Below are 14,025 nucleotides of genomic sequence, written 5' to 3' on the forward strand. Positions count from 1 at the left end.
GGCATGACGACTTTGAGGGCGAGAAGGCGCGTCAGAACGCCGTAGCAATCGCCTCGTACACCGCGTCCAGATCCTCGTCGGAAATGCAGTAAGGCGGCATCACATACACTGTATTGCCGAGCGGCCGCAGCAGCACGTCGCGCTCGCGGAAATGCTTCAGCAAGCGCGGGCCGATCGCGGCGAGATAGCCGCCGTCGCCCACCGGCACCTCCATCGCTGTGATGGTCCCGATCCGCCGTTTGCCGGTGACGCCGGTCAACGCATCGAGTCTCGCCTGTTGCCGCTCGGCCAACTCCGCGATCCGCTCGAGCACCGGCTCGTCGCGCCAGATCTCCAGATTGGCGACCGCTGCGGCGCAGGCGATCGGGTTGGCGGTGTAGCTCGACGAGTGGAAGAACATTTTCGATCGATCATCCGAGAGATGCGCGTCGAAGATCGGCTGCGTCGCCATCGTCACGGCGAGAGGAACGGCACCGCCGGTCAGCCCCTTGGACAGGCACAGGATGTCGGGAACGACGTCCGCCTGCTCGCACGCCAGCAGGGTCCCGGTGCGGCCCCAGGCGGTCATCACTTCGTCGGCGATGAACAGCACGTCGTATCGCGCACAGATCGCGCGCATGTCGGCCAGTATGTGCGCGGGATAGACCAGCATCCCGCCGGCGCCGAGGATCAGCGGCTCGACGATGAACGCGGCGGGCTGCTCGCGGCACGCCGCCTCCAGCGCGTCGAGCGTCGCCCGTTCGTGACCTTCCGCGGGAAAAGGAATGGTGCCGACATCGAACAGCAAGGGCGCATAGGCTTGGTTGAACACGCCGCGCGCGCCGACCGACATCGCGCCGATCGTGTCGCCGTGATAGCTATGCTCCATCACCAGGATGCGGTGCCGCACCTCGCCGCGATTGGTCCAGAACCCGAGCGCCATCTTGAGCGCGACCTCGACGCTGGTCGACCCGCTGTCCGAATAAAAGACGTGGGTGAGGGCGGGCGGCATGATCGCGGTCAGCCCACGCGCGAGCGTCTCGGCGGGCTCGTGCGTCCAGCCGGCATAGATGATCTGGTCGAGCTTTTGCGTCTGCGCGGCGATCGCCGCCATGATGCGCGGATGGCAATGGCCGTGCGTGGTCACCCACCAGGACGAGATCGCATCGATCACGCGCCGGCCATCGGCGGTGTGGAGAGCCGCGCCCTGGGCATGCGTGACCAGCGGAATCGGCTCGCCGAGCCCGTGTTGGGTGAAAGGGTGCCAGACCGGGGAAGCGCTCATCGAAAATCGGCCAGATCGAAATTGGCGGCGAAGGCGGCGACGAGCGTCGCCGGTTCGAGCGGGTCGAGCATGGGCAGGCGGCCGAGGCGTTTGACCCCGCCCATTGCCGCGATGGTCGCCTCGCTATCCTCCACCGCATCGCCGACAAAGGCGATTCCGCGAATGTCGACGTTTCGCGAGCGCAGCGCTTCGATCGCGGCGAGGCTGTGGCTGATCGTGCCGAGCGACGTCGCCGCGACGAGCACCACCGGCAACCCCCAGCGCGCCATCACGTCCGCAAACGTCGTCTGCCGCGTGAAGGGGACCAGCACACCGCCGGCGCCTTCGATCACCAAAGGTCGGCTGCAACGCGGCGGTTCGAGCACTTCGACGTCGATCGTCACGCCGTCGATCTCGGCAGCCCGGTGTGGCGAGCAGGGCGTGGTCAGGCGATAGGCTTCCGGCAGCAGGCGGTCGGCCGGCAGGCCCGACAATCGTCCGACCCGCTCCAGGTCGCTGCCGTCGTCGAGCCCGGCCTGGACCGGCTTCCAGTAACAACCGTCGAGCGCAGCGGTCAGCGCGGCGGCGAACACGGTCTTGCCGATATCGGTACCCGTGGCGGTGACGACGATTGCAGTCACAATGCTCCTTTCAGCGCTTCGGCCAGCGCATCGATGGTCGTGGGGTCGATATTGAGCGTGACCGACAGCCGCAACCGCGCGGAGCCGACAGGAACCGTCGGCGGACGGATGCCACGCACGTCGAAACCTTGTGCCTGGAGGCGCGTGGCGATCGCCATCGTCCGCGCATCGTCGCCGATAATCACCGGCATGATTGGCGACCGGCTGGCAAGCGCGCGGTGCGGGACGAGGCGATCATGGGCGTGGCTCACCAGGGCATCAAGCTTTGCGATCCGCTCCGGTTCGCGCCCGAGCAAAGCGAGGCTGCCGCGCACCGCCGCCGCCATCAGCGGGGAAGGCGCGGTCGAAAAGATGAAGCCGCGCGCCCGGTTGATCAGGATGTCGCACACCGCGCGCGAGGCGCAAATCAGCGCCCCTTCCGCTCCGAGCGCCTTGCCGCAAGTCCGCAAGGTGATGAGGTTGTCGCGGCCTTCCCATTCGGCAGCAAGCCCGCGCCCGTCGGGTCCGAATACGCCGGTGGCATGCGCCTCGTCGACGATCAGCACGGCGTCCTCGCGATCGGCGATCGCCACCAGATCGGCGAGCGGGGCGCGGTCGCCGTCCATCGAATAGAGGCTCTCGACCGCGATCCAGGGCCGGCCGAGGCCGCCCTCGCGCCGCCAACGCCTGATCGCATCGGCGACGGCATCGGCGTCATTGTGCCTGGCCGAGACGCGCGCGGCGCGGCCGAGCCGCATACCGTCATGCGCGCTGGCGTGGATCAGCTCGTCATATATGACGAAGTCGTCGGCGCCCGGCAGTGCTGCGAACAACCCGCCGTTGGCGGCGAAACCGGTGCTGAAATAGAGCGCCGACTCGCTGCCGAACCATTGCGCCGCCTCCGCCTCGAGCGCTTCATGCTCCTCATGATTGCCGCGCAACAGGCGCGATCCGCCCGCGCCGATCGGTACGCCGCGCGCCAGCGCCTCGGCGACGATCGCCCGCATTTCCGGCGAGCCGGCAAGCGCGAGATAATCGTTCGAGGCGAAGTCGTGGCCGGTCCGCGCCGCGAGCACACGCCGGCGGTGGCGGCGGGTCAGCGCATCGAGATCGTCTTGTAGCTTGGCCTGGAACGCCGCGCCGGGCGGAACGGGGTCGGATCGACTCAAGCCGGCGCTTCCCACAATTCGATCGGGTTGCCCTCGGGATCGTGGATGCGCGCGAACTGCCCTATCTCGGGCGAGTTCCATTCCGGCTTGATGATCACGTCGATCCCGCTGGCGTTCAATTGTTCGAGCAGTCCGTCGAGGTCGCGGACACGCAGGTTGAGCATATATTGGCGGTCCTCTGACCAATAATCGGTGTCCGCCTTGAACGGCGAGAAGATCAACGGCCCACCCTGGACGGTCCAACTCCACTCGTCGGCCGGGCTGGTATCCTCGGCGGCGCAGCCGGCACCGATGCCGAGATTCTCGCGATACCATGCGTTGAGCGCATCGGGATCCTTCGCGCGGAAGAATATTCCACCAACTCCGAGTACCGGCATTGCGTCCTCCTCTCTCAAGCCGCCTGCGCGGCCATCTCTCCGATCGCGGCATCGATCAGCCGGCGTTCGAGTGCCTTGACCCGCGCCGGCGCCTCGATCTTGTCGCCGGTCAGGTCGGTTACGTAGAACGTGTCGACCGCGCGCTCGCCATAGGTCGCGACATGCGCCGAATGGATCGTCACTTTCGACTGGAACAATGCCTGGGCGAGCTGATGCAGCAGGGCCGGGCGATCGCGCGCATTGACCTCGATTACCGTGAAGCGGTTCGACGCGTGGTTGTCGACAAAGGCTGCGGGATTGATGTCGAATGCCTCCGCGCGCGGACGCGGCGGTGGCTTCGCCTTGAGCCGGTCGCTGAGCTTGTTGCGATTGGCCAGCGCATCCTCGATCGCGCGCCGCAGCCGGGTGAGCTGCGCGGTATCGTCGAATGGGCGACCGAGCGGATCCTGGACCAGGAAATTGTCGATCGCCATGCCGTCGCGTGTCGTGTGGATGCGCGCATCGATGATATTACCGCCCGCCACGCTGATCGCACCGGCGATGCGATAGAACAGCCCGGGATGGTCGGCGGCATAGATCGTGACCAACGTCGCGCCGCGGTCGGTATCGACCTCGCTGGCAATCGACAGCGGCTGGTCGCCGGCCTCTGCCATCAGCTTCAGATTGGCGATCAGCGCATGGTCGGGCTCAGCCACCCAATAGGATTCGGGCAGGCGCTTGACGATCGACGCGAAGGTCTGGTCGTCCCAGCCGAGCGCGGCGGCGACCACCTCCTGCTTGGCGGCGACGCGTTCGCTGCGGCCCTTTTGCTTGTGGCCAAGCCGCAGCACTTCCTCCGCCGCTTCGTAGAGATCGGTGAGAAGCTGGCGTTTCCAGCCGTTCCACACGCCGGGTCCGACCGCGCGGATGTCGACGACGGTCAAGGTCAGCAGCAAGCGCAGCCGCTCCGGGCTCTGCACCGCCTCGCAGAAATCGAGGATCGTCTTGAAGTCGGACAGGTCGCGCTTGAACGCCGTCGCCGACATCAGCAGATGATAGCGAACCAGCCAGGCAACCGTTTCGGTTTCGGCCGGGGTCATCCCGAAACGCGGACAGAGACGCTGCGCCACTTCCGCGCCGAGCACCGAATGGTCGCCGCCGCGTCCCTTGGCGATATCGTGCAGCAGGACCGCGACATACAGCACGCGGCGCGACGCGATCTGCTTCATGATCCCGTGGCTGAGCGGATGATCGTCGGTCAGTTCGCCGCGCTCGATCCGGCTCAACAGGCCGATCGCATGGATGGTATGCTCGTCGACCGTATAGTGATGGTACATGTCGAACTGCATCTGCGCGACGACACGGCCGAAGTCGGGAACGAAGCGGCCGAACACACCGGCCTCGTTCATCCAGCGCAAGGCGGTCTCGGGATTATTCGGGCTGGTCAGCACGTCGAGGAACAAGGCGTTCGCTTCGGGGTCGCGGCGAATATCATCGACCAGCTTCGCGTCGCGCGCGGCGGCGCGCATCGCGAGCGGATGGATTTCCAGGCCATGGCGATCGGCCAGGACGAACATCTCGATCAACCGGCTGGGCTTCTGGACGAAGAAATCGTCACTGGGCAGCGCGAGCCGGCCGCGATCGAGCACGAAGCCGTGGAGCTTGCTCGGCCGGCGCCGCAGCACCGGCAGGCCGAAACGCCGTCCGCGCGCCGCGAATTTCTCGTCGAGATGCGCCAGGAAGACCCCGGTCAGGTCGCCGACCGCTTTCGCCTGCAGGAAATAGTAATGCATGAAGCGCTCGACCTTGGACTTGCCCGGCCGGTCGGCGAAGCGCATCCGCTCGGCGATCTCACGCTGCATGTCGAAGGTCAGCCGGTCCTCGGCGCGTCGCGCCAGCGAATGGAGGTGGCAGCGCACCGCCCAAAGGAAATTGTCGGCACGGTGGAACTGGGCATATTCAGCACGGGTGAACAGCCCGACGTCGACCAGTTGCGCGGCATTCTGGACATTATAGGCATATTTGCCGATCCAGAAGAGCGCGTGCAGGTCGCGCAAGCCGCCTTTGCCTTCCTTGACATTGGGTTCGACGACATAGCGCGTGTCGCCCATGCGTTTGTGCCGCAAGTCGCGCTCGGCGAGTTTTTCGGTGATGAACACCCGCGCCGTATCCGACTGGACCTCCGCCTTGAAGCGCCGCGCGGCCTCATCGTAGAGGTCCTGGTCGCCCCAGACGTAACGCGCCTCGAGCAAGGCGGTGCGGACCGTGACGTCGCCTTTCGCCTGACGCACCATGTCGTCAAGGCTGCGGGTCGATTGCCCGACCTTTAGCCCCAAGTCCCACAAGGCGTAGAGCATCGATTCGACGACCTGTTCGTGCCAGGGCGTTTCCTTCCATGGCGTCAGGAAGCCGATATCGACATCCGAATGCGGGGCCATCTCGCCGCGGCCATAGCCACCGACCGCGATCAACGTCAGGCGTTCGGCGGCGGTCGGATTGCTCAGCCGATAGAGCCGCTCGACGGTGAAATCGTAGAGCAGGCGCAGGATCTGGTCGATCAGGAACGCCTGGCTCGCCGCGATCTCCAGCCCTCGCGACGGATGTTCGATCAACCGGCGCTCGATCTCGGCACGGCCCGATTGCAGCGCCTGCTTGAGCAAGGCGGTTGCCGCCTGGCGGAGCTTGGTACGGTCATCGCCCTCCAGCGCCTTGAGCGCATCGGCCAACGACCGGCGGTCGATGATCGCGCGGCGATGGGGCAGGCTGTCGAAGCGTGCGGGCATGGTGCGGCGATAGTCGCGAACGCGCGCGGCGTCACGCAAGGTTTAAAGACTCAGGGAAGCCAAAACGTCCTTAGCGGCCGTGCTGCAATCCCTCGGCGGTCCAGCCGAGATCGAAGCGCCTGCGATTGGCGAAGAACGCGGCGATCTCCCCGCGCAGGCAATCGGTGACCCATTGGAGTGGCAGGCCGACGGCGCGGGCGTAATTGCGGGCGAAACCAAGTGCATAGACTGGGGCGGAGAAACCGTCGAAGCGCGCCTGCTCGATCGCTTCGAGATGGCGAACCGCCATCCGCGTCTCGCTGGCCACTTCGGCCAGCGACAATCCCAATCGCTCACGCGCCGACCGCAACGCGCGGCCGACCGCGTCCGCCGCCAATAGCGGCATGTCACGGTCGAGTTCTTCTCCGAACAGATTCATTTTGAAGTCCCCCGACTCGAAGGTGGATCGCACCATTGTGCCGCCATCGCAACGACGTTGAGCGGTCGGAGCGCCTTATGGCTCACTAAGTGTCCGAATTTAGGTCGCTCAGATGGTTTGCGGCGCGGTAATCTTACTGTAATGGCTTGGCGGGGCGTCTATTTTGGCGCGGGGTGGGAATGATGAACATTGGGCCGCCGGTAACGCCGGAGCGGACACAGTCGCGGCTGGCGTCGCGCCTGCTGGTGGAAACGCAGCTGACCAGCCTGGTCCGGGCGATCGCGATCGTGCGCAAGCTCGCCGGCGGGTCGTTCGTATTCGATCGCGGTATCTTCTTCCTGGCGATATTGCGCGCGAGCGGCGAGGTGCTGGCCGATTGGCCCAACGGGCCGCGTAGCCAGACAGACAATGGCGGGATCAGCATCAACGCGCTGTCCCAGTCGCTGCACCGCCCCTTCGAGACCGTTCGCCGGCACGTCAACGCGCTGATCGACGCCGGATTATGCGTGCGCACGAATAGCGGCGTGGTGATCCCGATGTCGCTGCGCGCCGATCCCGATGTCGCGGCATTGCTGGTCCATCTGCACGATTCGCTGGTGTGGCTGGCCGATGAATTCCATGCCTTCGATATGCCGCTTCCGCGTCCCGCGACGGTCGATCACCCCTATCGCGCCGACATCACGCTGGCCGCGTCGATCGACCTGGCGCTAGGCGCGTTCGACAATGTCGGAATGTTCGTATCGGACTGGCTCGAACTCGCCATCGTTGGGGCGGTGTTGGTCGCGAGCGTGCGGCGGATCACGCTCGACAGCGAATTGTCGCGCCAATATTCGGAGACCGCGACCGTCGTGCCGATCGAGCTGCGCGATCCGGTATCCGCCGCGGCGATCGCGCGCGCGATGACGATTCCCTATTCGACGGTGCGGCGCCAGATTCTGGCGACCACCGCAGACGGCAAGCTGATCGAACGCGGGCGCGGCGTGCTGCTGTCCGACGATATGCTGGCGGGTCCTGGCGCCGCGATCATGGGGGCGACGGCGACGATGCGAACCGCGGCACTGTTCGGACGACTGGTACCCGGCGGCTTCCCGTTCCACGACCCCAAAAGCGCGTATGTCGCGGGGCGACCGGCGCTGGTCGATTTCAGCTAAAGCAGGCAGGGATCAGGTCATCGGGAACGACGAGATGGCAATCCGCGCCAGCTCGGCTGCCAGAGTCAGCGCTACCCACTTTTCGGGCAGCTTCACGACTCGGGCATAGGCTCGCGCCGCCGCGATCGTCTTGCTGACCCCTGGCATTCGGCCGAAGTCAGAATTCTCTATCGCACTGACGGTCTGCAAGTCGGTGCCGGCCCGGCGCGCCACGTCATCGAGCGACAAGCCCATCCTCAACCGGCCGCGCCATAAGGCCTCGCCGATCTGGCTGGGTGCGGGAACGGCCCTTCCCTCCATTTCCGCAAGCCGATGATCTGGTACCGGACCGCGGTCGTCGCGGTCCATCGAATCCCCTCCTATCCCCGCGGAGGTTCTGCCACGGTTAGAGAATGGCCGCAACGGGCCTAATGTCGGGGCGGGAAATTATTTGGGACAATCCGACACCGCTTCAGCGACGCCCAAAAACGCTTCTAAGCGTCATGTGCGAGCCGCTTCAGGCGGTACAGCACGTCTAGTGCCTCTCGCGGGCTGAGCGCGTCGACGTCGAGGCTGTCTAGTTCGGCGCGGACCGCATCGCATTCCTCTTCCTCCGCCTCGATCGCGGCCGCGAACAGCGGCAGGTCGTCGAGTCCGGCGGCAAGCCCTCCGGTCTTGGCGCGGCCCGCCTCGAGCTTGGCCAGCACCGCCTTGGCGCGCGCGATCGTCGCCGGCGGCAACCCGGCGAGGCGCGCGACCGCGAGACCATAGGAGCGGTCGGCAGGCCCCTCGGAGACTTCATGAAGCAGGACCAGATCGCCTTTCCACTCGCGTGCGCGAACATGGTGGAGGCTCAGCGCGTCGCAGCGTTCGGCAAGCCGGGTCAGCTCGTGATAATGCGTCGCGAACAGGCAGCGGCAGCGATTGTCCTCATGGATTGCCTCGACCACCGCCCAGGCGATGGCGAGACCGTCATAGGTCGAGGTGCCGCGCCCGACTTCGTCGAGGATGACGAAGCTGCGCGGCGTGGCCTGCGCCAGAATCGCCGCGGTCTCGACCATCTCGACCATGAAGGTCGAGCGCCCGCGAGCGAGATTGTCCGACGCGCCGACGCGGCTGAAGAGCTTGTCGACCAATCCAAGTTCGGCGCGCGCCGCGGGCACGTAGCTGCCCGCCTGGGCAAGCACCGCGATCAGCGCGTTCTGGCGCAGGAACGTCGACTTGCCGCCCATATTGGGGCCGGTAACGAGCCATAGCCGAGAGGTTTCGGACAGCACGCAATCATTGGCGACGAAGCGCTCGCCGCTACGCTGGACGGCGGCTTCAACCACCGGATGGCGCCCGCCCTCAACTTCGAAACAGGCCTGATCGACCAGAGCAGGACGGGCCCAGCCATCCTCGGCAGCGCGCTCGGCAAGGCCGGCGGCAACGTCGAGGCGCGCTAGTGCATCGGCGGTCGCGGCAATCGCTTCCCGGCCGCCAAGCGCGGTCTGGGTCAGTTCCTCCAGATGCGCGGCCTCGGCGGCCAGCGCATGGCTGCCGGCCTGGGTGACCTTCATCGCCAGTTCGTGGAGTTCGGGCGCGTTGAAGCGGACCACCCCGGCGAGCGTCTGGCGATGAGTGAACCCGCTGTCGGGCGCCATCAGCGGATCGGCCGCCTTGGCCGGGACTTCGACATGATAGCCGAGCACGCCGTTATGGCGGATCTTGAGCGCGCTCGTGCCGGTGCGGTTGCGATATTCAGCCTCGAGCGCGGCGATCGCGCGGCGGCCGCCCGCACCGATATCGCGCAGATCATCGAGCTCGGCATCATATCCTTCGGCGATATAGCCGCCGTCGGACGCGTCGATCGGCGGGGAGGGGACGAGCGCGCGCTTGAGCAGGTCGATCAGCGACCCGTGGCCGCGGAGTCGGGGCACGATGTCCTGGAGTAACCGCGGCGGCACATCGAGCGCATCGATCCGCTCACCCAGCAACCAGGCGCCATCGAGTCCATCGCGCAACTGCCCAAGATCGCGCGGGCCGCCGCGGCCGGCGACCAGGCGCCCCAGCGCGCGACCGATATCGGGCAGGCTGCGCAAGGTCGCGCGCAGGCTTTCGCGCAAGGCGCCATCATCGTGCAGCCGCTGGACGAGATCGAGCCGCGCCTCGATCGTCGCACGATCCATCAGCGGCGCGCCGATATCGGCGGCGAGCAGTCGCGCGCCCGCTCCGGTCACGGTACGGTCGACCGCGTCGAGCAGGCTGCCCTTGCGCTGGCCAGTCTGGGTCTGGGTGAGTTCCAGGCTGTCGCGCGTCGCGGCGTCGATTGCCATAGCTTCGCCGGCATTGCCGATCCGGGGCGGACGCAGGAACGGCAGCGAGCCTTTCGCCGTATGGTCGAGATAGGCGACGAGCCCGCCGGCCGCCGCCATGCCGGCGCGGCTCAACTGACCGAAGCCGTCGAGCGTGGCGACGCCATACACCCGCTTCAGCCGAGCTTCCGCGGCAGTCGAATCGAACTCGCCCCGCGGGCGCAGGACGGTGGCGAGATGCTCGAATGGGCTTCCCTCGCTCGCCAGCACTTCGGCGGCGTTCAGGCGCGCCAGTTCGGCGGACAGCCCACCGGCATCGGTCTCGACCAATTCGAACCGCCCGGTCGAAACATCGGCGGCAGCGACGGCGACGCCGCCCGCGGCTTCGCCGATCGCGACGCACCAATTGGCAGTGCGGGAATCGAGCAGGGCCTCCTCGGTCAAAGTGCCGGCGGTGACCACGCGGATGATCGCCCGCGCGACCAGGGCCTTGGAGCCTCCGCGCTTCTTGGCTTCGGCCGGCGTCTCGGTCTGGTCGGCGATGGCGACGCGGTGACCGGCCTTGATCAGCCGTTGCAGATAGCCGACCGCGGCATGCGCCGGCACGCCGCACATCGGGATCTTCTCGCCATCATGCTCGCCGCGCGCTGTCAGTGCGATGTCGAGCACCGCGCTGGCGATCTTCGCGTCTTCGAAGAACAATTCGAAGAAATCGCCCATCCGGTAGAAGAGCAGGCAATCGCCAGCCTCCGCCTTCAGGGCGAGATACTGGGCCATCATCGGGGTCGGTGCGGCGTCAGCCATCAGCGTCGGTTAGCCCAGCGTGCGAGCGGCGCAAATCCCGCTTTCGCCCTTTGCTGTGGGTAAAGTGTGCGGATTTCCGCCCGGCGGACGACGTCTCGCTTGCCGGCAAAAGTACATCAAGGGTCCGCAAGCCGGTTTCCTTCTCCCCAACCGGCACCTAAAGACGGGTACGACAGAGAGGACCAGATGGCCGACGAAACTTCCGTACAGTTTTCCGACCGCGAAGCATTGCTGTTCCATTCGGAGGGACGGCCCGGCAAGATCGAGATCATCGCGTCGAAGCCGCTGACGACGCAGCGCGACCTGGCGCTGGCGTATTCGCCCGGCGTCGCCATTCCCGTCCAGGCGATCGCCGACGATCCGGCCACGGCTTATGATTATACCGCCAAGGGCAATCTGGTCGCGGTCGTGTCGAACGGCACCGCAATCCTGGGCATGGGCAATCTCGGCGCCCTGGCCTCCAAGCCGGTGATGGAAGGCAAGGCGGTCCTCTTCAAGCGTTTCGCCGACGTCGATGCGATCGATATCGAACTCAAGACCGAAGATGTGAACCGCATCATCGACGCGGTCGAGCTGATGGAGCCGAGCTTCGGCGGCATCAACCTCGAAGATATCAAGGCGCCCGAATGCTTCATCATTGAGCAGACGCTGCGGGAGCGGATGAACATCCCGGTCTTCCATGACGACCAGCACGGCACCGCGATCATCACCGCTGCAGGCCTGATCAACGCCTGCCTGCTGACCGGGCGGCACCTTTCCGACATCAAGGTCGCGGTCAATGGCGCGGGCGCGGCGGCGATCGCCTGCACCGAGCTGATCAAGGCGATGGGCGTGCGGTCCGACAACGTCATCATGTGCGACCGCTCGGGCGTGATCTACAAGGGCCGCGACAAGGTCAATCAGTGGCAATCGGCGCATGCCGTCGACACCGAGAAGCGGACCCTGCAGGACGCGCTCGAAGGCGCCGACGTATTCCTCGGCCTGTCGGCTGCCGGCGCGCTCAAGCCCGAGATGGTCAGGAATATGGCCAAGGCGCCGATCATCTTCGCGATGGCCAATCCCGAGCCCGAAATCCGTCCCGAACTCGCCAAGGAAGCGCGTCCAGACGCGATCATCGCGACGGGACGATCGGACTATCCCAACCAGGTCAACAACGTCATCGGCTTTCCGTTCATCTTCCGCGGCGCGCTTGACGTGCGCGCGACGGGGATCAACGAGGAAATGAAGATCGCCGCGGCGCATGCGATCGCCGAATTGGCGCGCGAGGCGGTGCCTGAGGAAGTCGCCGTCGCTTACGGTGTGCGCCACACGTTCGGTCCCGAATATATCATCCCCGCGCCGTTCGATCCGCGGTTGATGGAGTTGGTGCCCGCCGCGGTCGCCAAAGCGGCGATGGATTCGGGAGTCGCCACCAAGCCGATCCTCGACATGGCGGCCTATCGCCAGCAGTTGCGCGGGCGGCTCAACCCGACCACCGGCGTGCTCGCTCAGGCGTATGAAGGTGCGCGTGCGCAGCCCAAGCGCGTGCTGTTCGCCGAAGGCGAGGAGGAAGTCGTGCTGCGCGCGGCGGTGGCGTTCCGCGAAGGCGGGTACGGCACGCCGGTGCTGGTCGGACGCGACGACGTCCATGACCGGCTGCGCGCGCTCGGCGTCAAGGACGTCGAGAGCTACGAGGTCCATAACAGCCGCACCTCGGCCCTGGTGCCGCGGATGGTCGACTTCCTCTATCAGCGGCTCCAGCGCCGTGGCTATCTGCGCCGCGATTGCGAGCGGATGATCAATCAGGATCGCAACATCTTCGGCGCCGTGCTGCTCCAGCTCGGCGAGGCTGATGCGATGATCACCGGGGTCACGCGGACCTATGCCCAGACGATGCGCGAAGTGCGCAAAGTCATCGACGTCGAGGCCGGGCGCACCGCGTTCGGCATCCACGTCATGGTCGGCCAGACTCATACCGTGTTCATGGCCGACACCACGATCAATGAGCGTCCGACCCCGGAGGAACTGGCCGATATCGCCGAACAGACCGCCGCGGTTGCGCGCCGCATGGGTCATGAACCGCGCGTCGCTTTCCTGAGCTATTCGACCTTCGGCAACCCCGAGGGGCGCTGGCTCGAGAATCTGCGTGCCGCGGTAGGCGTGCTCGATCAGCGGCAGGTGAGCTTCGAATATGAAGGCGAAATGGCGCCCGACGTCGCGCTCAACCCGCGCCAGTTGGCGAATTATCCATTCGCTCGGCTGTCGGGTCCGGCCAATGTGCTGATCATGCCCGGGCTGCAATCGGCCAACATCTCGGCCAAGTTGCTGCGCGAACTCGGCGGCGACGCGGTGATCGGGCCGATGCTGGTCGGGCTGGAAAAGCCGGTCCAGATCGCACCGATGACCTCGACCGCGAGCGAGTTGGTCACCCTGGCAGTGCTTGCCGCAGGCGGCGTCGCGCGCTGATGGCGGATTGACCCCTGGCTCAGCCGCCATACATCTAGCCTATGGCAGGTAGCGTGCATGGCTGACGCTTTGGGTGGCTCGTTGCCGCTATATCTCCTGATCGGCATCGTCATCGCGCTGATGCTGCTTGCCCGGCGGTTTCGGGTGGTCGGGCGATTGTTGTCGATGACGGCGCTGGTCGTCTCGCTCGGGCTGATCGTGATGCTGGTGGGTGAGCGCGGACGGTTCGATCCGATGTTCGCACGCGTCGCCAAGATCCTGCATCTGGAGGACGGACAACAGGTCGTCGGCAAGGAAATGCGCGTGCCGATGGCCGACGACGGCCATTTCTGGGTGAAGGTGCGGTTCGGCAATGTCGAGCGCAGGATGCTGGTCGACAGCGGCGCGACGGTCACCGCTCTGTCGGCCGACACCGCCGAAGCGGCCGGGCTGCGGCCGAGCCCCAGTCCGTTTCCGATGATCATCCAGACCGCCAACGGATCGGTTCGCGCCGATACCGCGACCGTACCCGAATTGCGTATCGGCAATATCGTCGCGCGCGATCTGCCTGTCGTCAGTTCGCCGGCGTTCGGCGACATGGACGTGATCGGGATGAATTTCCTGTCGCGGCTGAAGAGCTGGCGGGTCGAGGGGCGGACGCTGATCCTGACCCCCAACCATCCGCAGGAAACCAGGAGTGGCACTATATAACCCTCTCCCTTTGGGAGAGGGTGGCGAGCGAAGCGAAGCCGGGTGAGGGCGGGGCCAAGTCGCTCGTGTCGGG

Annotated in this window: 11 protein-coding genes; 3 read left to right on the forward strand and 8 right to left on the reverse strand. The window is 66.0% G+C overall.

What is annotated here, in order from left to right; all coding sequences use genetic code 11:
* Positions 1-31 precede the first annotated feature (31 nt).
* The 6 genes from SPR01S_RS19145 to SPR01S_RS19170 all read right to left on the reverse strand — a co-directional run bounded on the left by SPR01S_RS19145 (position 32) and on the right by SPR01S_RS19170 (position 6,589).
* On the reverse strand, positions 32-1,264 hold the full coding sequence (locus tag SPR01S_RS19145) for an adenosylmethionine--8-amino-7-oxononanoate transaminase (protein ID WP_066592693.1): 1,233 nt from the start codon (positions 1,262-1,264) through the stop codon (positions 32-34).
* Complete coding sequence (gene bioD / locus SPR01S_RS19150) at positions 1,261-1,884, reverse strand: dethiobiotin synthase (protein ID WP_066592695.1); 624 nt, start codon at positions 1,882-1,884, stop codon at positions 1,261-1,263. Before bioD ends, SPR01S_RS19145 begins: the two co-directional genes overlap by 4 nt.
* Positions 1,881-3,032, reverse strand: coding sequence for an 8-amino-7-oxononanoate synthase (locus SPR01S_RS19155; protein ID WP_066592720.1), 1,152 nt, complete (start codon positions 3,030-3,032; stop codon positions 1,881-1,883). Before SPR01S_RS19155 ends, bioD begins: the two co-directional genes overlap by 4 nt.
* Complete coding sequence (locus SPR01S_RS19160; protein WP_066592704.1) at positions 3,029-3,409, reverse strand: VOC family protein; 381 nt, start codon at positions 3,407-3,409, stop codon at positions 3,029-3,031. The genes SPR01S_RS19155 and SPR01S_RS19160 overlap by 4 nt, the downstream gene beginning before the upstream one ends.
* A gap of 14 nt (positions 3,410-3,423) precedes the next feature.
* Positions 3,424-6,171, reverse strand: a complete 2,748-nt coding sequence (locus tag SPR01S_RS19165; RefSeq protein ID WP_066592728.1) for a [protein-PII] uridylyltransferase — start codon at positions 6,169-6,171, stop codon at positions 3,424-3,426.
* Between the two features lie 70 nt (positions 6,172-6,241).
* On the reverse strand, positions 6,242-6,589 hold the full coding sequence (locus SPR01S_RS19170) for a helix-turn-helix domain-containing protein (RefSeq protein ID WP_245662114.1): 348 nt from the start codon (positions 6,587-6,589) through the stop codon (positions 6,242-6,244).
* A 182-nt stretch (positions 6,590-6,771) separates the two neighbouring features.
* On the opposite strand from SPR01S_RS19170, the gene SPR01S_RS19175 reads away from it, so the two are divergent.
* Positions 6,772-7,740, forward strand: a complete 969-nt coding sequence (locus SPR01S_RS19175; RefSeq protein ID WP_157082360.1) for a hypothetical protein — start codon at positions 6,772-6,774, stop codon at positions 7,738-7,740.
* A gap of 12 nt (positions 7,741-7,752) precedes the next feature.
* On the opposite strand, the gene SPR01S_RS19180 is transcribed toward SPR01S_RS19175, so the two are convergent.
* Both SPR01S_RS19180 and mutS read right to left on the reverse strand, forming a co-directional pair.
* The gene (locus tag SPR01S_RS19180; protein ID WP_084251301.1) at positions 7,753-8,088 is read right to left on the reverse strand and encodes a helix-turn-helix domain-containing protein; all 336 of its coding nucleotides are present in this window, start codon (positions 8,086-8,088) and stop codon (positions 7,753-7,755) included.
* Between the two features lie 125 nt (positions 8,089-8,213).
* A complete protein-coding gene (gene mutS, locus SPR01S_RS19185; protein ID WP_066592730.1) occupies positions 8,214-10,793 on the reverse strand; it encodes a DNA mismatch repair protein MutS in 2,580 nt (859 codons plus the stop codon).
* Positions 10,794-11,003: 210 nt separating this feature from the next.
* Here mutS and SPR01S_RS19190 point away from each other — a divergent pair, with 210 nt between their 5' ends.
* Positions 11,004-13,262, forward strand: coding sequence for an NADP-dependent malic enzyme (locus tag SPR01S_RS19190; RefSeq protein ID WP_066592715.1), 2,259 nt, complete (start codon positions 11,004-11,006; stop codon positions 13,260-13,262).
* A 57-nt stretch (positions 13,263-13,319) separates the two neighbouring features.
* Complete coding sequence (locus tag SPR01S_RS19195; protein WP_066592717.1) at positions 13,320-13,952, forward strand: retropepsin-like aspartic protease family protein; 633 nt, start codon at positions 13,320-13,322, stop codon at positions 13,950-13,952.
* Positions 13,953-14,025 lie beyond the last annotated feature (73 nt).

Origin of the sequence: Sphingomonas pruni NBRC 15498 (genome assembly GCF_001598455.1) — a bacterium.
Taxonomy (GTDB): domain Bacteria; phylum Pseudomonadota; class Alphaproteobacteria; order Sphingomonadales; family Sphingomonadaceae; genus Sphingomonas; species Sphingomonas pruni.

What these genes read in the sequence shown, in the direction of transcription:
- SPR01S_RS19190 (WP_066592715.1), top strand. Translation starts at nt 11,004, where the DNA reads ATGGCCGACGAAACTTCCGTACAGTTTTCCGACCGCGAAGCATTGCTG.
- SPR01S_RS19160 (WP_066592704.1), bottom strand. Translation starts at nt 3,409, where the DNA reads ATGCCGGTACTCGGAGTTGGTGGAATATTCTTCCGCGCGAAGGATCCC.
- SPR01S_RS19175 (WP_157082360.1), top strand. Translation starts at nt 6,772, where the DNA reads ATGAACATTGGGCCGCCGGTAACGCCGGAGCGGACACAGTCGCGGCTG.
- SPR01S_RS19165 (WP_066592728.1), bottom strand. Translation starts at nt 6,171, where the DNA reads ATGCCCGCACGCTTCGACAGCCTGCCCCATCGCCGCGCGATCATCGAC.
- SPR01S_RS19180 (WP_084251301.1), bottom strand. Translation starts at nt 8,088, where the DNA reads ATGGACCGCGACGACCGCGGTCCGGTACCAGATCATCGGCTTGCGGAA.
- SPR01S_RS19170 (WP_245662114.1), bottom strand. Translation starts at nt 6,589, where the DNA reads ATGAATCTGTTCGGAGAAGAACTCGACCGTGACATGCCGCTATTGGCG.
- SPR01S_RS19195 (WP_066592717.1), top strand. Translation starts at nt 13,320, where the DNA reads ATGGCTGACGCTTTGGGTGGCTCGTTGCCGCTATATCTCCTGATCGGC.
- mutS (WP_066592730.1), bottom strand. Translation starts at nt 10,793, where the DNA reads ATGATGGCCCAGTATCTCGCCCTGAAGGCGGAGGCTGGCGATTGCCTG.
- SPR01S_RS19145 (WP_066592693.1), bottom strand. Translation starts at nt 1,264, where the DNA reads ATGAGCGCTTCCCCGGTCTGGCACCCTTTCACCCAACACGGGCTCGGC.